Annotated in this window: 14 protein-coding genes; 9 read left to right on the top strand and 5 right to left on the bottom strand. The window is 41.0% G+C overall.

From position 1 onward, the window contains the following. Positions 1-11: 11 nt before the first annotated feature. Complete coding sequence (locus tag RFX69_RS01830) at positions 12-2,078, bottom strand: choline transporter (RefSeq protein WP_289333063.1); 2,067 nt, start codon at positions 2,076-2,078, stop codon at positions 12-14. 117 nt (positions 2,079-2,195) lie between these two features. Then, complete coding sequence (locus tag RFX69_RS01825; RefSeq protein ID WP_309168563.1) at positions 2,196-3,818, bottom strand: BCCT family transporter; 1,623 nt, start codon at positions 3,816-3,818, stop codon at positions 2,196-2,198. A gap of 265 nt (positions 3,819-4,083) precedes the next feature. On the opposite strand from RFX69_RS01825, the gene betI reads away from it, so the two are divergent. The 7 genes from betI to RFX69_RS01790 all read left to right on the top strand — a co-directional run bounded on the left by betI (position 4,084) and on the right by RFX69_RS01790 (position 13,075). Then, positions 4,084-4,707, top strand: a complete 624-nt coding sequence (gene betI / locus RFX69_RS01820; protein ID WP_000166965.1) for a transcriptional regulator BetI — start codon at positions 4,084-4,086, stop codon at positions 4,705-4,707. Next, complete coding sequence (betB, locus tag RFX69_RS01815; protein WP_114183655.1) at positions 4,700-6,172, top strand: betaine-aldehyde dehydrogenase; 1,473 nt, start codon at positions 4,700-4,702, stop codon at positions 6,170-6,172. The genes betI and betB overlap by 8 nt, the downstream gene beginning before the upstream one ends. A 95-nt stretch (positions 6,173-6,267) precedes the next feature. Then, positions 6,268-7,926, top strand: a complete 1,659-nt coding sequence (betA, locus tag RFX69_RS01810; protein WP_001021934.1) for a choline dehydrogenase — start codon at positions 6,268-6,270, stop codon at positions 7,924-7,926. A gap of 511 nt (positions 7,927-8,437) precedes the next feature. Further along, positions 8,438-10,078: a malate dehydrogenase (quinone) gene (mqo, locus tag RFX69_RS01805; RefSeq protein WP_000714073.1), complete on the top strand. Its 1,641-nt coding sequence runs from the start codon at positions 8,438-8,440 to the stop codon at positions 10,076-10,078. Positions 10,079-10,169: 91 nt separating this feature from the next. Next, the gene (locus RFX69_RS01800) at positions 10,170-10,640 is read left to right on the top strand and encodes a hypothetical protein (protein WP_079267338.1); all 471 of its coding nucleotides are present in this window, start codon (positions 10,170-10,172) and stop codon (positions 10,638-10,640) included. Positions 10,641-10,856: 216 nt separating this feature from the next. Further along, positions 10,857-11,735 (top strand): homocysteine S-methyltransferase family protein, encoded by an 879-nt coding sequence (locus RFX69_RS01795; protein WP_000696107.1) that lies wholly within the window; start codon positions 10,857-10,859, stop codon positions 11,733-11,735. Positions 11,736-11,740: 5 nt separating this feature from the next. Continuing rightward, a complete protein-coding gene (locus RFX69_RS01790; protein ID WP_289333062.1) occupies positions 11,741-13,075 on the top strand; it encodes a basic amino acid/polyamine antiporter in 1,335 nt (444 codons plus the stop codon). 54 nt (positions 13,076-13,129) lie between these two features. Here the strand turns inward: RFX69_RS01790 and RFX69_RS01785 are convergent, their stop codons facing one another. Continuing rightward, positions 13,130-15,043, bottom strand: coding sequence for an alpha/beta fold hydrolase (locus RFX69_RS01785; RefSeq protein WP_289333061.1), 1,914 nt, complete (start codon positions 15,041-15,043; stop codon positions 13,130-13,132). Positions 15,044-15,166: 123 nt separating this feature from the next. Beyond that, positions 15,167-15,874, bottom strand: a complete 708-nt coding sequence (locus tag RFX69_RS01780; protein WP_272330331.1) for a YoaK family protein — start codon at positions 15,872-15,874, stop codon at positions 15,167-15,169. Between the two features lie 320 nt (positions 15,875-16,194). On the opposite strand from RFX69_RS01780, the gene RFX69_RS01775 reads away from it, so the two are divergent. Then, complete coding sequence (locus tag RFX69_RS01775; protein ID WP_000061136.1) at positions 16,195-16,470, top strand: hypothetical protein; 276 nt, start codon at positions 16,195-16,197, stop codon at positions 16,468-16,470. Between the two features lie 13 nt (positions 16,471-16,483). On the opposite strand, the gene RFX69_RS01770 is transcribed toward RFX69_RS01775, so the two are convergent. Next, positions 16,484-17,374 (bottom strand): LysR family transcriptional regulator, encoded by an 891-nt coding sequence (locus tag RFX69_RS01770; RefSeq protein WP_272396226.1) that lies wholly within the window; start codon positions 17,372-17,374, stop codon positions 16,484-16,486. A gap of 185 nt (positions 17,375-17,559) precedes the next feature. Between RFX69_RS01770 and RFX69_RS01765 the strand changes: the two genes are divergently transcribed. Then, on the top strand, positions 17,560-18,504 hold the full coding sequence (locus tag RFX69_RS01765) for a dihydrodipicolinate synthase family protein (protein ID WP_004794076.1): 945 nt from the start codon (positions 17,560-17,562) through the stop codon (positions 18,502-18,504). The last annotated feature ends 219 nt before the right edge of the window (positions 18,505-18,723 follow it).

Genomic DNA, 18,723 nt, shown 5'->3' with positions numbered 1-18,723 from the left:
GCATATTCCCCTTAAGCTTGTGGATCTGGGAATAATGGACGGTTCCCAGGGCTAATACGATTAATATGCAAGAACGTCATATGTCTTTCATATTTATCTAAAATATCATTAATAACCTGTTCTTTACTGTAACCCACAAGGTCGTTGTCTTGAGAACCTTCATAAAGATAGGTTTCGAGACGGTAATAGAACTGTTTGCCTCGTTTTACACGCTGACTAAAGTTAGGTGCGCTATAACGGACAGGCCAAATCTGATAAACGAAGTTTTGCTCTTCTTCCAAATGAATAGTGATATCGAGGTGATATAGCGCCTCTTCATCTTCAAGTGGTGTTTGTTGCACATCTACGTTCATGCCTTGCTTAATGAGTTCATCGGCAACAGCTTGAACGGCAGGTTTGCAAACGGTATCGAGCATTCGTCTGGTTTCAGTCGTTCCCGGATGATGCATAACCCGAGTCAAACGCTGTTTCCAATTGAGAATATCGACGTTACCCACCACAGGTGCCGCGTTCATACTTCGACTGGCATGCCTATAGTCTTCAAGCCTGAGCGACTTATAAAGCCCCGCCATGACAAGGAACATCACGAAACTAAACGGCAGTCCCATAATAATGGTTGCATTCTGCAAAGCGGTAATCCCGTTGGTCATCAGCATAGCGAGTGTTAATAACCCAATGGCAATTGCCCAAAACACGCTTAACCAACGCGGCGCATCATTATCAATATGGGTAAGCTTGGTCGTGAAGTTACCTAAAACCAATGCCCCCGAATCGGCAGAAGTCACATAGAATAAAAGGCCCGTCACTGTTGCGACTGAAGCAATAAAGGTAAAACCCGGGTACTGCGCTAACAAGTCATAAAAACCATGTGCCGGATTAGATAATACCGTTGCAGCTAAAGTCTGGTTGCCTTCAAAAATAACACTGTGCAATGCGCTATTACCAAAAATGGATAACCAGGTTAAGGTAAATAACAGAGGAATAATTAAAGTCCCGCACACAAACTCACGAATAGTACGGCCTCTAGAAATACGGGCCAAAAATAACCCTACAAATGGCGACCAAGCAATCCACCATGCCCAGAAGAACAAGGTCCAACTGCTCATCCAATCTTTAGGTTGCTCAAAGGCAAAACTTTGTAAGGCTAAGGTTGGGAAGCGAGTTAAATAATCACCAATATTTTGTACCAGCGCATTGAGTAAAAACTCGGTATTGCCCAAGAACAAAATAAACAGTAAAAGACCAATCGATACATAAATATTGATTTCAGACAAAATCCGAAGGCCTTTATTCACCCCAGATGTCACTGAAATAATACTAATACCGACTGCAATAGCAATGAGTGCAAACTGCATCCAGATATTCTCTGGCAGTCCTAATAAAACATGTAAACCATAGTTCAGCTGTACCACGCCAATCCCGCAGGTGGTCGCAATACCAAAAATTGTCCCAATGACGGCGGCAGTATCTACACTATGGCCGATGGCCCCATTAATCCTATTCCCAAAAATTGGGTAAAGTGCAGAACGAATGGTAAGCGGCAAGTTATAGCGATAACTGAAATAACCAAGTGCCATACCAATCAAGGCATACATACACCATCCGGTCAAACCATAGTGAAACAGCGTCCACACCATACTTTGGCGTGCCGCTTCATAGGTCTGGCCTACGCCGACAGGCGGCTGCATATAATGAGATAATGGCTCAGCCACCGAGAAGAACATTAAATCGATACCAATACCTGCCGAAAACAGCATGGCAGACCAACTCAGTAAACTAAACTCAGGCTTTGAGTGTTTGGGACCAAGTTTAATCTCACCATACCGTGAGCAGGCAATGAAAATTACAAACACCATATACAGCGTTGCAGCCAGTAAATAGTACCAGCCAAAGGTTGACGTTACCCATGCAAGGACGGTGTTAATGGTTCGATTTGTGAAATCGTTAAATAAAAAAGTAACGAGAGAAAAGATTAAAATGATTAGAGCTGAAATATAAAAAACCACACGGTTAAGCGGGTCTTTTTTAGATTTAGATAATGTTAAATCATCAACTGCTCTTGGATTATCTGTTGCCATACAATCCTCAAGGAATAGAAGAAAAATAAAATATTCAATTTAGTCTTTTCACTATTTAACAATAATGAAAAGACTGCTTTGAACGCAAAAAATATAAATAAATGTGATGAACCAAGGTTATAAAACCTCGGTCACTTTGTTCTGGTCACAATTCGATGGAATAGAAATGTCTTTTGAAATAGCTAACTGCTTTTTCGCAACATTCGGGTCAAAATCATCTTGCTTTAAGGCTTTGGCTAGACCAAACATATAAAGCAAAATAATGACTGAAAATGGTAAACCACATAACACCACTGCACTTTGCATGGAGTTAAAACTACCTGCTAATAATAAGCCGATACTTACAATGGTAATGACCACAGACCAAAAGATGCGTAACCAGATCGGTGAATCATTATCACTGGTGCCCCCTTTCGAGGACAAATTGGCGATCATTAGTGTACCAGACCCAACCGGTGTCAAAAATAAAACGAAACAAATTACAACAACAATCCCGGCAATATACGGATTAAACGGGAGATATTCGAGTAATTTGAATAATGACAATGCAGGGTCACTTAAAACCATATCACCTAAAACTTTCTGTTTTTGATTGAGAATTAAATGAATTGCAGTATTTCCAAAAATCGAGATCCAAGCCAAGGTAAAACCTAATGGAATAAGGCATACACCCAAAACCACTTCTCGAATAGTTCGGCCTTTGGAAATGCGGGCAATAAACATTCCTACAAAAGGTGCCCAAGCAATCCACCATGCCCAATAAAACACAGTCCATGAACCCAACCAGCCACTGGCTTTTTGATTGTATAAATACATATCAAAACTTTTACCCATAAAATTATTAAGGTAATCGCCCGTATTTTGCACAAGACCATTTAACAAATGGTTGGTCGGTCCTGTTAAAAATACAAATAAAAGTAAAGCATAGAGCAAACGTAAATTAATCCGTGATAACCATGCCAAGCCTTTTTCAATCCCGACCACTGTAGTGACTGTCGCCACAAACATCATGATTAAAACTGCAGTAATTAAAGTTGCAGAGTTATCGGGAATTTCAGGAATTAAATAACAAATGCCTGAAACCAATACCAAAGCACCAATACCTAAGTTGGTCACCAAAGAAATTACGGTTGCTAAAATACCAAAGCCATCGACAAAATCGCCTACCAGACCATGAACTCGCTCTCCAAAAATTGGATAGAGTGCCGAGCGTAGTGCGAGTGGTAAATCTTGTCTAAAGGCAAAATAACCTAATGTCACACCCAGCAAGGCATAAAGCACCCAGCCATGAATACCCCAGTGCAAAAAGCTATAGGTCATGGCATTGCGGGCAGCCTGAATAGTGCCTGCCTCACCTTCTGGCGGTCTTAGAAAATGGTCAACAGGTTCAGCAACACCATAATAAAGTAGCGCGATACCAATACCTGCCGAAAACAGCATTGAGGTCCAAGCCAAATAGCCAAACTCAGGTTTGTCGTGGTCTTTTCCTAAAGGGATCTGTCCCACTTTTGAGAAGGCAAGCCAAGCCACAAAGCCTAAACACAGCACAATCACCAACATGTAATACCACCCGAAAAAGTGGTTTACCTGCTCTTGCACATAGGTCAGCCAAAACTGACTTTTTTCTGGAAACAGCACAAATAATAGGCCAAAAATGCCGATACTAACTGCCGAACTCCAAAATACAAAACGATTTAACCGAATATGGTCTGAAGAATATCCATCACTTTTCAACACCATCTTATTGCTCCTTGCAATCGGTGTATTTTTTCCAAAATAACGTGATAAGTACCGGACTTATGCGCATCATCCTATCCGTAAGAACTTCTGATTCTATCTCTTCTACCCCGAAGTAAGATTCAAAAATTCATTGATTTTTACACATCATACTTGTTATTGATTGAACGTTCAATCAATAACAAGTATGATAAAAAAAGTGCTATGATGCTCTGCAAGTTAACATGCTGAATTTAAAGCACCCATAAAAGTGCTGATGTGGACAATCATGACAAAACGCAGAGTAAAACCAGAGCATGTGCGCCGTGAAGAAATTATGAACGCTGCACTCGATGTAATTTATGAAGTGGGGTTATCCAATACCACCATTGCACAAATTGCAAAAAAAGCCGAGTTGTCGACCGGTATTGTCAGCCATTATTTTGGCGACAAACAAGGGTTAATAAATACCTGTATGCAAGAAATGCTCAATGTTTTGCGTCGGAAAACCGAACAGTACAGAGCAGAAGCAGATTCGCATCCGGAAAGCCAGATTAAGGCAATTATTGACTCTAACTTTGACATTAGTCAGGTAAATGAAAAAGCAATGCGGGTCTGGTTAGACTTTTGGTCTGCAAGCATGCATGTACCGGACCTGAGCCGTTTGCAAAAGATTAATGATCAACGCCTGTATTCCAACTTGAAGTTTTATTTTCTCAAGTTAATGGATGAACAACAGGCCAGTGTTGCCGCAAGAGGTCTGGCAGCATTGATTGATGGATTATGGCTACGTGGCAGTTTAAGCCGTCACAACGAATTTGACAGCGAACTGGCCCGTTCCATTGCTTACGATTATGTAAAAACGCAATTGCAATTTGCGAACAAGCCTTTGCAGGAGAGACAAAATGAGTGATGTACAAATTCATCAATTGTATATCCATGGACGCTACGTTGAAGCAACCAGTGGTAAAACATTTAATAGTATTAACCCTGCCAACGGCGAAATTATCGCGACTCTTCAACAGGCATCTGAACAAGATATTGAAGCTGCTGTAAAAAGTGCCCAACAAGGACAAAAAATCTGGGCAGCCATGACCGCTATGGAGCGTTCACGTATTTTACGCCGTGCTGTCGATATTCTCCGTGAACGTAATGATGAGCTTGCCCGTCTTGAAACACTCGACACCGGTAAAGCCTACAGCGAAACATCTACCGTCGATATTGTGACTGGTGCAGATGTACTCGAATACTACGCAGGACTTGCAACAGCCATTCAGGGCGAACAAGTTCCGCTTCGCGAATCAAGTTTCTTTTATACACGCCGTGAACCTTTAGGCGTAGTTGCAGGTATTGGTGCTTGGAACTATCCAATCCAAATCGCTTTATGGAAATCTGCCCCTGCCCTTGCTGCCGGCAATGCCATGATTTTCAAGCCAAGCGAAACAACGCCACTTACTGCATTAAAACTTGCGGAAATCTATACAGAAGCTGGTTTACCAGACGGCGTATTTAACGTGGTACAAGGTGCTGGTCGTGAAATCGGTCAATGGCTCACAGAACATCCTGTGATTGAAAAAATCTCATTCACGGGTGGCGTAGAAACTGGCAAAAAAGTAATGGCAAGCGCTGCTGGCTCTACACTAAAAGAAGTGACTATGGAGCTTGGTGGCAAGTCACCACTCATTATTTGTGAAGATGCTGACCTTAACCGTGCCGCAGACATTGCGGTTATGGCGAACTTCTTTAGCTCAGGTCAAGTATGTACCAACGGTACGCGCGTATTTGTTCCAAAATCACGTTTAGCTGACTTTGAAAAAGCGGTTGTAGAGCGTGTAAAACGTATTCGCATTGGTGATCCAATGGCTGAAGACACAAACTTCGGCCCGCTCACTAGCTTCCCTCATATGGAAAAAGTGTTGTCTTTCATTGAGTCAGGCAAACAACAAGGCGCTAAAGTGTTAATTGGTGGCGGTCGTGCGACAGAAGGCGAGCTTGCCAAAGGCGCTTATGTGCTACCGACTGTATTTAGCGACTGCACTGACCAGATGGCGATTGTTCAAGAAGAAATTTTTGGACCTGTCATGAGCATCTTAAGCTATGAAACCGAAGAAGAAGTGATTCAACGTGCGAACGACACGACCTTTGGTTTAGCTGCCGGTGTGGTCACTCAAGATATTAGCCGCGCTCATCGCATTATTCACCAAATTGAAGCTGGTATTTGCTGGATTAACACTTGGGGTGAATCACCTGCCGAAATGCCAGTTGGTGGCTACAAGCAATCTGGTGTGGGCCGCGAAAATGGCTTAACCACGCTTGGGCACTATACCCGTATCAAATCTATTCAAGTTGAACTTGGCGATTATCAAAGCATTTTTTAATGCCTCAATCGCTCTAAAACCTTCAACCTAAATCACATATGCCGAGCAGTCTTTATAGATTGCTCAGGCAAACTGTTAGTAAAAAAAGGATAGTTATGAATATTAAAGAATATGATTACATTATTATTGGCGCAGGATCTGCCGGAAATGTACTCGCTGCGCGTCTTACTGAAGACAAAGATACCACCGTTTTACTGCTAGAAGCAGGTGGACCAGATTATCGCTTGGATTTCCGTACACAAATGCCGGCAGCTTTGGCCTACCCTCTTCAAGGTCGTCGCTATAACTGGGCTTATTTAACTGACCCAGAGCCACACATGAACAACCGTCGTATGGAGTGTGGTCGTGGTAAAGGCTTAGGTGGCTCATCTTTAATTAATGGTATGTGCTATATCCGTGGTAACGCAATGGATTTAGAACAATGGGCAACCCATAAAGGCCTTGAAAACTGGACTTATGCCGACTGTTTGCCTTACTACAAAAAAGCCGAGACTCGTGACATTGGTGGCAACGACTATCATGGTGATAGCGGCCCTGTATCAGTGGCTACACCAAAAAATGGCAACAACGTGCTATTCCATGCCATGGTTGAAGCAGGTGTACAGGCAGGTTACCCACGTACTGACGACTTAAATGGATACCAACAAGAAGGTTTTGGTCCAATGGACCGTACCGTTACGCCTAAAGGCCGTCGTTCAAGTACCGCACGTGGTTATTTGGATATGGCAAAAGGTCGTCCAAACCTGACTATTTTAACTCATGCGACGACCAACAAAATCTTGTTTAATCAAAAGCAAGCAATTGGTGTTGAATACATTATTGGTGCTGATCAAAACAACTTGCAACGTGCCTTGGTTAAACGTGAAGTATTACTGTGTGCAGGCGCAATTGCGTCACCGCAAATTTTACAGCGCTCAGGCGTAGGTCAAAGTACCTTCTTAAAATCAATGGACATTGATGTGGTTCATGATTTGCCGGGCGTGGGTGAAAACTTGCAAGATCACTTGGAAATGTACTTACAGTATAAATGTAAGCAACCCGTTTCTTTATACCCTGCTTTAAAATGGTATAACCAACCTGCCATTGGTGCCGAGTGGTTATTCAATGGTACAGGTATTGGCGCAAGTAACCAGTTTGAAGCGGGTGGATTTATCCGTAGTTCGGATGAGTTTAAGTGGCCAAACATTCAATACCATTTCTTGCCAGTAGCTATTAACTACAATGGTAGTAATGCAGTAAAAGAACATGGCTTCCAAGCACACGTGGGTTCAATGCGTTCGCCTTCACGCGGTCGTATCAAACTTAAATCGAAAGACCCGTTTGCGCATCCAAGTATCTTGTTTAACTACATGTCGACTGAACAAGACTGGCGTGAGTTCCGTGATGCAATCCGTATCACGCGTGAAATCATGCATCAACCTGCGCTTGACCCATATCGTGGTGATGAAATTAGCCCGGGCAAACATTTGCAGACAGATGCAGAGCTTGATGACTTTGTTCGTAACCATGCAGAAACAGCTTACCACCCGTCTTGTAGCTGTAAGATGGGCGAAGACGAAATGGCTGTTGTAGATGGTCAAGGCCGTGTACACGGTATGAATGGTTTGCGTGTAGTTGATGCCTCAATTATGCCGCTGATTATTACCGGTAACTTAAATGCAACCACCATTATGATTGCCGAGAAAATTGCAGACCAAATTCGTGGACGCGAAGCGTTACCACGTTCGACTGCACCATTCTATGTAGCATCATAAAATCTTGAAGGGCATATTTCTTATGCAGGAATATGCCCTTAATTTATTATTAATAGCACTTATATTAATAAGAACTATGTATGACAGAAAAATAAGGTCATGCAAGGATATTAATTACGTCAATAGGTCATAAATTAAAAATTCACCTATTTTTATCGAAGCATATCCTTCAAATGGCTTAAGTTTAACCAAATTTATTTTATTAATTTATTTTCAATTATTTACAATAAAATTAAAACTAAAAATAATCTTATAAAAGTTTAATTTGATCAAATATAAATCATATTTATGATTTTAATAGAACCCATTTATTATAAAAATTGTATTGTCAATGCAAAATTAGTCTAAAATATAGAGTGTTTGCGATAATCCCAAGTAATTTTTCTTTTTTCAAAGTTCTCTGTTTTGGAGAATTTTACTTTCGCATTTATATCCGTTTTGTCTGGATACGCTGTCTAGGTTTCCTCACACCTTAAGTGACTCAAATAACTTATTTTAAGGTCCCCCTTACATGAAAAAGTTTTTGAAATACCTTCTGGTATTAATCATTCTTATTTTAATTGCGGGTATTGTTTTCTTGTTTAGACCGATTGCGTCAAAACAAGTACAAACTGCAAAAGATGAGCCAGTTGTTGATGCTGTTCTTGTTGGCGGCGGTATCATGAGTGCCACTCTCGGTACTTATTTCACTGAGCTTGAACCGAATTGGCAAATTCGTATGTTTGAGCGTCTTGACCAAGTTGCTCAAGAAAGTTCAAACGGCTTTAACAATGCCGGAACAGGCCACTCTGGCTTTATGGAAATGAACTATACCGAAGAGAAAAACGGTAAGATGGAAATTGCCAAAGCTGAAAAAGTTGCTTCTCAGTTTGAAGTTGCTAAACAGTTCTGGTCATATCAGGTAAAACAAGGCGTTTTAGCTGAACCAAAAACATTCATTAACCCAGTTCCACACATTGCTTTTGTTTGGGGCGATAACGTTAAATTCTTAGAAAAACGTTATGCTGCCATGATTCAAAGCCCGCTTTTCAAAGGCATGAAATTTACTGAAGACCCAGCTGTGATTAAACAATGGGCGCCTTTAGTCATGACCGATCGTGATCCAACTCAAAAAGTTGCAGCGACTCGTATGGAAGTTGGTTCTGACGTGAACTATGGTTCAATCACTAAACAATTAGTGAATCACTTAAACCAAAACCCTAACTTCAAATTACAGACTTCAACTGAAGTGACTGGCATCAGCCAAAATGATGACAAAACTTGGACGGTGTCTTTCAAAAATTTGAAAACTGGTAAAACAGATCACGTTAAAACACGTTTTGTATTTATCGGTGCAGGCGGTGCCGCGGTTAAATTATTGCAACTTACTGGTTTACCAGAAGCGAAACAATATGCTGGCTTCCCTGTAGGTGGTGAGTTCTTAATTACTGACAACCCAGCAATTACTGCTCAGCACACAGCGAAAGTATATGGTCGTGCGGAACTTGGTGCGCCTCCAATGTCTGTACCACATATTGATACACGTTATATCGACGGTAAAAAATATGTATTGTTTGGACCATTTGCAACGTATTCAAACAAGTTCCTGAAAAATGGTTCTCAGCTTGACTTGCTTGCATCTACCAACAAAAGCAATGTTTTACCAATGACCACTGTTGGCTTGGAAAACCTTGATCTTGTTAAATACTTGGTGAGCCAAGTGATGATGTCAGATGAAGACCGTCTCAATGAACTTCGTAAATACTACCCAGATGCGAAAGCTGAAGACTGGCGTTTAAGCCAAGGTGGTCAACGTGTTCAGATCATCAAAAAAGAACCGGGTAAACCTGCAACGCTTCAATTCGGTACAGAAATCTTTGCGTCTAAAGATGGTGCTGTAACTGCATTGTTAGGTGCGTCTCCGGGTGCTTCGACTTCTCCATACATCATGCTTAACTTGCTTGAAAAAGCTTTCCCTCAGCAAACTGAAGGTAAGTGGAACCAGAAGCTTCATGAAATTGTGGTTTCTTATAAACAAGACTTAAGCAAAGACCCTGTGTTACTCGACAAAGTTCGTCAGTACACAAGTTCTACTCTTGGCTTGAACTATACATCTCCGTTCAAAGCTGCAAACGATGAAACTGCTGCTGCCCCAGTTGCAAAAGCAAACTAAGTTTGATGATGTATAAGTAAAATATCAAAAGGATGAATTTCGATTCGTCCTTTTGTTTTTTAAGACTTCTGTTGAGATATTTAGACTTGCCATGACGCCTTTAAAATCATCACCTCGCCTCTTACCGTTTTGTTTTAAGCTCGTGCTTGTTTTGCTACTGGCTTATCTTTTGTTAAGCGGGTTTTATATGTGGATGATTGGCGGTACAGCTATTTATGTCAGCTCAGCCGTGTTATTTGTCATAACAGCTTATGCATTTAAGCTCGGTAAATATCAAAAACTATGTGCTGTTTTAAATGTACTCATGAGCGCAGTCGCGTTATATTTCAGCACGGCTCATCTATTTTTCTCCCCTATCCAGTTCTTTATATTTTTACCTGCGCTATTTTTTGTTGTGTTGGCTTTTACTCAAGTAAGTAAAGTTCGTAGTTTATCTAAAGTACTCATATTAATTAGTTTATTGATTTGGTCAGGCGTACATTTTACGCAGCTCAAGCAACTTAATGCCTATTATAAAACGCAGCATACTGGTGAAAGCTGGCAGCAATACGGCGCGCTATAAGACTATTTTTAGTCTGTATACTTCATGAATATCTATTTTCTTTTTCACATGAAGTTCATCAGTAAAACTGAACATCGTTTACAGAATTCCTCCTAAGAAAAATTATTCATAACAATCTAATTTATTTAGAAATATATCGAGCATATTAGCGATTGAATAGCATTCATCTACACGCTAGATTAGCTGAATTATTTTTCTCCCTTTACGTTGTAATTTATGAAAATTTTAGATGGCGGTTTAGGCCGTGAATTGGCTCGCCGTGGCGCTCCGTTTCGTCAACCTGAGTGGTCTGCGCTTGCACTCATTGAAGCACCTGAAACAGTAAAAGAAGTCCACCTCGACTTTATCAATGCGGGTGCAGAAGTCATTACCACCAATAATTATGCGGTTGTGCCATTTCATATTGGTCAAGAACGTTTTGAAACTGACGGCGTGCGTTTAATTAAAGTTGCGATTGAACAAGCAAAAAATGCAGTTAAAGAAAGCGGCAAAAATGTCAAAATTGCAGGCTGTTTACCACCGTTATTTGGTTCTTACCGTGCAGACTTGTTCCAACCGGAACAGGCTAAAAATCTTGCTGAGCCAATCATTAATACATTGGCACCAGAGGTAGATTTCTGGCTCGCTGAAACTCAATCATGCTTAAAAGAAGTTGAAACAGTTCATGCGTTATTGCCACAAGATGGTAAAGACTATTGGGTGTCATTTACGCTGCAAGATGAGATTAAACAAGAACAAGCTTTACTTCGTTCTGGCGAAAACATGCAACAAGTGGCTGATTTCATCAAACAATCAAACGCCAAAGCGGTGTTGTTTAACTGCTGCCAACCTGAAGTGATCTTGCAAGCGATTAATGAAATTAAAGGGCTTATTCCTGAGTCTGTACAAATTGGTGCTTATGCCAACGCATTCCCACCGCAAGATGAAAGCGCTACTGCTAACGATGGTCTCGATGAAATTCGTAAAGACTTAGATGCTCCAGCTTATCTTGCTTTTGCTAAACAATGGCAGCAAGCAGGTGCAAGTTTAGTGGGTGGTTGTTGTGGTATCGGGCCAGAACACATTGCTGAACTTTCTCAATTTTTTAAAGAATAAATACCATGTCTGCTGCCAAAATCGGATTATTGTCTCTTACAGCGCTGGTATTTAGTTCTATGGTGGGGTCAGGCGTATTTAGCCTCCCCCAAAATATGGCTCAAGTTGCCAACGGCTCTGCCCTTCTTGTTGCATGGCTCATTACCGGAGTCGGCATTATTTTCTTGGCTCTTTCATTGTTGCATTTAACCCGTCAACGACCAGACCTAGACGGTGGTATTTATAACTATGCACGCGAAGGCTTTGGAGACCTCATCGGGTTTTGCTCGGCGTGGGGCTATTGGTTATGTACTACCATTGGTATTGTAGGTTATGTGGTGATTGCCTTTTCAGGCGTCGGCATGTTTACCGACAGCAAAGACCACGTTATTTTTGGTGAAGGTAATACGCTCTACTCACTGATTGGCTCAAGCATTTTTGTATGGCTGGTGCACTGGTTAGTAAGCCGAGGTATTAAGGAAGCTGCGATTGTGAATTTACTGGCAACCATTGCCAAAATTATTCCAATGGTGGTCTTTATCTTCTTTACTTTTATTGCCTTTAAGTTTGATTTATTCAAACTCAACTTACATGACTTTTCTTTAAAAGTTCCCCTTTGGCAGCAAGTAAAAGACCTGATGCTTATTACCCTTTGGGTATTTACCGGTATTGAAGGGGCAGTGGTTTTATCATCACGTGCAAAAAACCGTCATGACATTGGCAAAGCGACCATTTTAGGTGTTTTACTGGCATTAAGTTTTTACGTCATGGTGACAGTGTTGGCTTATGGTGTGGTGAGCCGTGAAGCGCTTGCAGGCATGCACAACCCATCTATGGCGACCATTTTGCAGCAACTCATCGGTCTACCGGGTACCATCATTATTACTATCGGCTTGATTATTTCAGTTTCATCGTCTTATTTAAGCTGGACGTTATTTGCCACTGAAATTCCATATTTAGCTGCAAAAAATGGTGCTTTCCCGAAACTATTTTTAAAGAATAACCAAAATAATGTACCGATTTCATCACTATGGCTAACTACTATTGTGGTGCAAGGTTCTTTGATTGCCGTGTATTTTTTTAATAAAAACTACACTCAGCTTTTATTGATTTCATCGGTAATGATTTTGCTACCTTATTTTCTGGTATCGGCTTTTTATCTTAAAGAATCTATTCGCCACAAACGCACTCCGCATATTGCCATTGCAAGTGTCGCTTCAATCTATGCACTTTGGTTGCTCTATGCAGCAGGTTTAGACTTACTGCTGTTGTCTGGTGTGCTGTATTTGGTCGGCTTGTTTATTTTTTCAATCAGCTACTTTGAGCATAAAAAATCGCTCAAACAAAACCAGCTTAATTAATCATTTCAACCACTGTTGAGCCATTTCAGCAGTGGTTTTCTAAAAACAAAAATTCTATTTTGAAGGCTGTGACTGCTTTAAATGCAATCGTAAAATACGTCGTAATTCTAAAATTGCCTCAGGGCTAGTTTGAATCGAATGCCCACCTTTAATAATCAGCTCCGACTGCTCCCCACCCAAATGTGAACTTTGATAAGGCACAATCCCATCACTCATTTTTGTCTTATCTGTGGTGCCATTTATATTGCCCATAATCGAGTGATAGACCACGTTGGACGATGGCTGAATGGCTTGGGTCAACTGCATAAAGTTAGAAGAACGACTTAAATTACTCGCTCCATTTTCAATTAAGCCTTTTCTGAGTTTGGTATTTTTCTCATCTCTCATTTCAACGGCAATAAAAAAGTCGGCAGGTAAGCGAATAATACGGCGAGCAATTTGGGTAAACCATCGGTCAGCATAGTCAGTACCATGATGCGGCGCCGAAACAAAAACAACCCGCTTAAAATAGGGCAAATCTTTGAACTGAAAACGTTCTCGAATAACAGGATTTTCTTTTAAACGCTTTAGCTGTGCTTCATTCATTTTTTGCATGGCTAAATCAGAAACGTCTGCATCGCTTACTAGTAAGCGGCTAATCACTCCGCCCATACTATGCCCAACCAATACGGCATCATGTGCAGCGTAGCTGTCTTTGGCAACGTTTTGAAAAGCCTGATTCAGCAAAGAATAAATCTGAAAACGACTTTCAAAAATCGGCATATTGGTTGAATAAAACACCTGCCAAACTTGGTAGTTTTGTCTTAATTCGGCATCACCCATAATGTCATTTGTTAGGCTCACCCATGCCTCTGGGCTGCTTGCCAAGCCATGAATAAACACAATAATTTTCTTATTGGGGTTAAAAGGTTCCAGCATATATAAATGCGGCATAATCAAATTGGCTTCTTTATTAATTAAAGACCAATAGCCTGCTGCACCTAAATTATATTTCGATAACCATAGCCCATAAGGCGCCGAATAGTTTGCAGTAAGTGGATAGTCCACACCTTCAACTTTTACACGGTCCTGTCGGTATGGGTCAAACATGGCAATTTCTAACTCTGCCCCATCAATGACCTGATCGGCTGTGGCCTTTTGTTTTGGGTAAGCAATAGCCGTGACTGGAAAGAAACGTGGTAAATGAATGTTGGGATTACTCTGGTGAGCATAAAAAGCATCGGGATCTAAAATAAAACCATGATTTACATCATGCTCCTTACGTCCCACAATAAACTCCGCACCTAAACCATCCTTACGGTTGACGGTATTAAACCCTGAAAAGTTCATGTTATAGCTAGAGCGAAAGGTATCGACTTCAATGTGTTGTACATCTACAGCATGATCAAAGTTAACGTGGTACTCATGCCCATCTGCTTTCAGTAAAGGTGGGAAATGAAGCGTATTTAAATGATTAAAATACGTGGTCATGAGCTTCGACAAGGCGACGTTATAAAAGATACGTACCTGATTTTGTCGATGGTCAAATACCCGATCAAAAGGTGACTCTTCAGAATCAAACAAATAGACATAGCTATAGCGCAAGCTTTTATCAAACAATGCCAGCTCTTGCTCAACACAACTGTTACTTTTAAGAGTGACATTACACTGGCTACTACGCCCAACATCTAAAGCTTTTGCCAAATAAATTTCACTCAGCGCCGCATAACGTTCTTCTCGGCTGCTATTTTCAGACAATCCCTGAATTTTATTTAAACAAACATTGAAGTTTTGCAGACAAGACATTTCACTTTCTTTGACCAAATACAGCAAGTTTTGGGTTTGATGACTTAAAGTATTGTCGGTCAAAATGCTTTCATTTTTACTTTTTAAAGCACTGCTTAAGTTACTTTCTTTTAAATGAATGACCTGACAACCGCTCAGCAGTCCCATTATTGTAAGCACTAAATAATGGCCGGATTTTGTCATTGTGCATTCCTTTATCGAATGTATTTCCCCACCCGTCATTATGCCTGTAAAGCTGTGCCCGAACAATTTCGGCTCAGCTTCGATTGGAATTTATTTGGAAAATAAAATTGACCGTATATTTTATTAAGCTTGTTTAAACTTCTGCTGGGAAGCCAAATAAGAAAAATAAAGGATAGGTAAAATAAACGGCGCTACACTCCAAAAGTCAAAATAGGCATAGAGTACCGCCCCCATCAAAGCACCTATAACAAAGCCAATGACAATACTGGCACTTTTAAGCAAACTTGCCCGATTGGCAGCATTATTATTTTTAAGCAAGTTAGCAATATCAATCCCAAGCTGGGTAGTGTTGCCTGTCATCATGGTACTGGGGCTAATATTTTTAATGAGGGTTTTGCTTGATGTATTACGAATCGCCAAAGCAATTAAACCGAGGCCACCTGTGATTGCAACCGTAATCGAATCGGCATTTTTAAATGGCTCAAAGTAAAGCCCAGCAGCCATAAAAGCAAAGAGAAAAATAGCTTCAAATAAAAATAAATAAGACAGCGTTTTGTGTTTGGTCTGACTACGGTCAATTAAAAGTTTCGTAATAACTACTGTCACAATAAACAATGGAATAGCCGCAAGTTTAATCCATAAACCTGCACCACCCTTCACCAACGCAGCCCCGGCCAATACCAAGTTGCCCGTCACATGAGCAGTAAAAAAACCAAATAACGCGATAAAGCCAATGGTATCAATTGCCCCGCCCACCATAGTCAATAAAACAGGATCTCGACATATTGCCCACGTACTTTGTGTTTCTTGTTGAATTGAAGTCTCTGGCATAAGCAGCATCCTGTTCTTTTAAAGTCATTAAGTTCAGTACGAAGATGTTTTAAGTATTTAAAAACGAATCAAAGCTAAAGCATTTATCAAAACAAAAAAGTATGTAAAAACATAGAGTGTTTAATGTCGCAACACTGTCTTCAAAACAGCAACAATAAAATTTGTTTATTTTTAAAACATTAAACGCTTCTCATCCGCAAATCAATTTGACCTCTAAAACCGTTCTAACTATGATGAAGCCGCAAGTTTCGCCAATATTTTGCACAAACGGCTGTTGTGTTGAGTGATTGATAAAGAAAACAACAACGACGAGAAGGAATATGTCTCTTTATAATTTTTCAGTTTTTTTGGGTGGATTGTTATTTGTATCGATTGCCTCTGCTGGCTATAAAAGTAATGCACACCGAGACTTTTACTTAAAATGCGTAGCCGCTGGACATAGTCGCGCGACCTGTCTATGTATTTATCACCGTTTAGAACGCCAATATTCCCCAAAACTCATGCATAAGCTTGGAAAGTTAAGTCTACAAAGCCCAGAAGTGCCGCGTGATTTTGTAAAAACCATGCTTCGAACGATGCAACAGTGCCAATCATAAAGTTACAAGTTTTTTAAAGCAAATCGGCCAAATTCCTAATTTCTTCCATCACCGCTTTACACGCAGGCGTTAAATAGCCATGCTTAGAAATAGATAAAGAAATATAGCGCTTTAGCGCGGGGTTAATAATTTTTGCGGCTTGAATTGAGGTGTATTGGCTGGCCTTCTTTAACGCTTGCGGCCCCAGCATGGTATACATGCGAGACTCTGAAACCAAATGGGTTTGTAAACTAATCGAGTCGGCTTCAAACACAATGTTTAGTTCTACCCCATTTTCATAAGCCATATGGTCTAAAAAATTGCGCCAGTTACTTGGCCTGCAAAACGTGACCAGCGGTAACTGACTTATCTCTTTAAATTCGACTTCATTGGCCTGAGTGAGCGTATCTCCTTCGCAGCCGACTAAATAGGTATCGGCTTGGGTAAGGTAAACATCGCCCTGTTTAGGTGTCGGGTTAAAGCGATAAAGAATAGCTAAATCGACGCTGCCATCTTCGAGCCATTTTTCTAAATGCACGCCTTGCCCCTCACGCACCGACAGTTTAATTAAGGGATATTTTTGTTGAAGCACTTTATACAGAGTCGATAACAACGGATGTGCAGTAGAGGGCAAACTGGCAATACGAACCGTACCAATTGGGGTATCGGTCGAGTGCAAAATTTCATTATTGAGTTGGTCGGTCACGTTCAGCCATGAACGAATTTTAGGAAGTAAATGCTGGCCTAAATCGGTCAGCTCGACACCGCGTCCTGTTCGGTTAAACAAACGACCACCACATTGCGCTTCAAGCTCGTTCATTTGCCGACTAATTTGCGGTTGGTTGGTGTTATGCAGCATGGCGACTTTGCTTAAACTACCGAGTTCCACCGCGTCTAAAAATATTTTCCATAATTCATAATTCATCGATTCTTCCTAAATCGTAAACTTGCATTTTTGAGCCATACATTTTCAGTATAACTGAAATTCAAGAATTGGTAATTCCTACATAGCTCACCTATTTCTATACTTCAATCATGTTCTCTACAACACGATTTAAGTCAGATTAAGAACCAGAGAATATTTAATTACACTGTATAGGAAGTACGATTATGAGTTTAGATTTACGTGGATTAACCCCAGCACCTGTGACTCCTTTTACCCGTGACGGACAAGTAGACCATGATGCAATTCAACGTTTAGGTTCATGGTTAGGCAGTATTGATGGTGTGAAAGGCTTGGTTGTTCTTGGGCATGCAGGTGAAGGAACATTCTTGTCGCAAAAAGAACAAATGCAGGTCATCGAAAGCTTTGTTAAATCGGTAGATGATAAAATTCCGGTAATCGCAGGGATTACACTCGAAGGTACTTCGGTTGCAGCAGAAGAAGCAAAACGTGCGGTCAGCGCCGGTGCTTCGGCAGGTTTAATTTACCCTTCACATGGTTGGCTACGTTTTGGCTATCAAAAAGGCGCACCACAAGACCGCTATAAAGCAATTTATGAAGAAAGTGGTTTGCCATCTATTTTATTCCAATATCCAGATGCAACGAAGGCCACTTACGACCTAGAGACTCTACTCGATATTTCTGCACAGCCAGGCGTATTTGCCATGAAAAATGGTGTGCGCAACATGCGCCGCTGGGATGTCGAAATTCCGATTATTCGCCGTGAACGTCCAGACTTACAGGTGTTGACATGCCACGATGAATATTTGCTTCACACCATGTTTGATGTAGACGGCGCATTGGTGGGCTATGGCAACATTGCCCCTGAACTTTTAATTGAAATGATTAAAGCAGGTAAAGCCAAAGATTACGCTAAAGCTCGTGCACTTCACGACCAATTATTACCCGTAACTCGCAATGTCTATCACCGCGGTTCACACATGGAAGGCACGGTCGCACTTAAACATGCACTGGTTGCTCGCGGAATTTTGGACCATGCCACTGTCCGTTCGCCACTGCTTCCACTGGCAGATGGTGCTGAGCAAGAAATTCATGATGCGATGCGTCAAGCCGGAATTGGCAAGGTCGATTTAACCCAAGCCGTTGCTTAAATTCTATTCGGGCTAGCATGTACGCTAGCCTTTTTTTCCTGTACGCTGCCTGAGGCCAAACATCGGGCATGTCTCTTAAAAACAATAATAAAAAGCATGCAAACTGTTGTGAACAGGTAGTGCGAAATAGAACAACAAAACTACGAGGAATGTAGTAATAAGGAGATAGAAGATGACAAATCTAGCGGATGTAGAACAAATTAGGGTGTGTTGACACTT

The organism is Acinetobacter sp. 148 (assembly GCF_031196675.1).
GTDB classification, from domain to species: Bacteria; Pseudomonadota; Gammaproteobacteria; order Pseudomonadales; family Moraxellaceae; genus Acinetobacter; species Acinetobacter baumannii.
The sequence above is the reverse complement of the archived record's forward strand: the minus strand, read 5'-3'. Positions and strand labels throughout refer to the sequence as shown.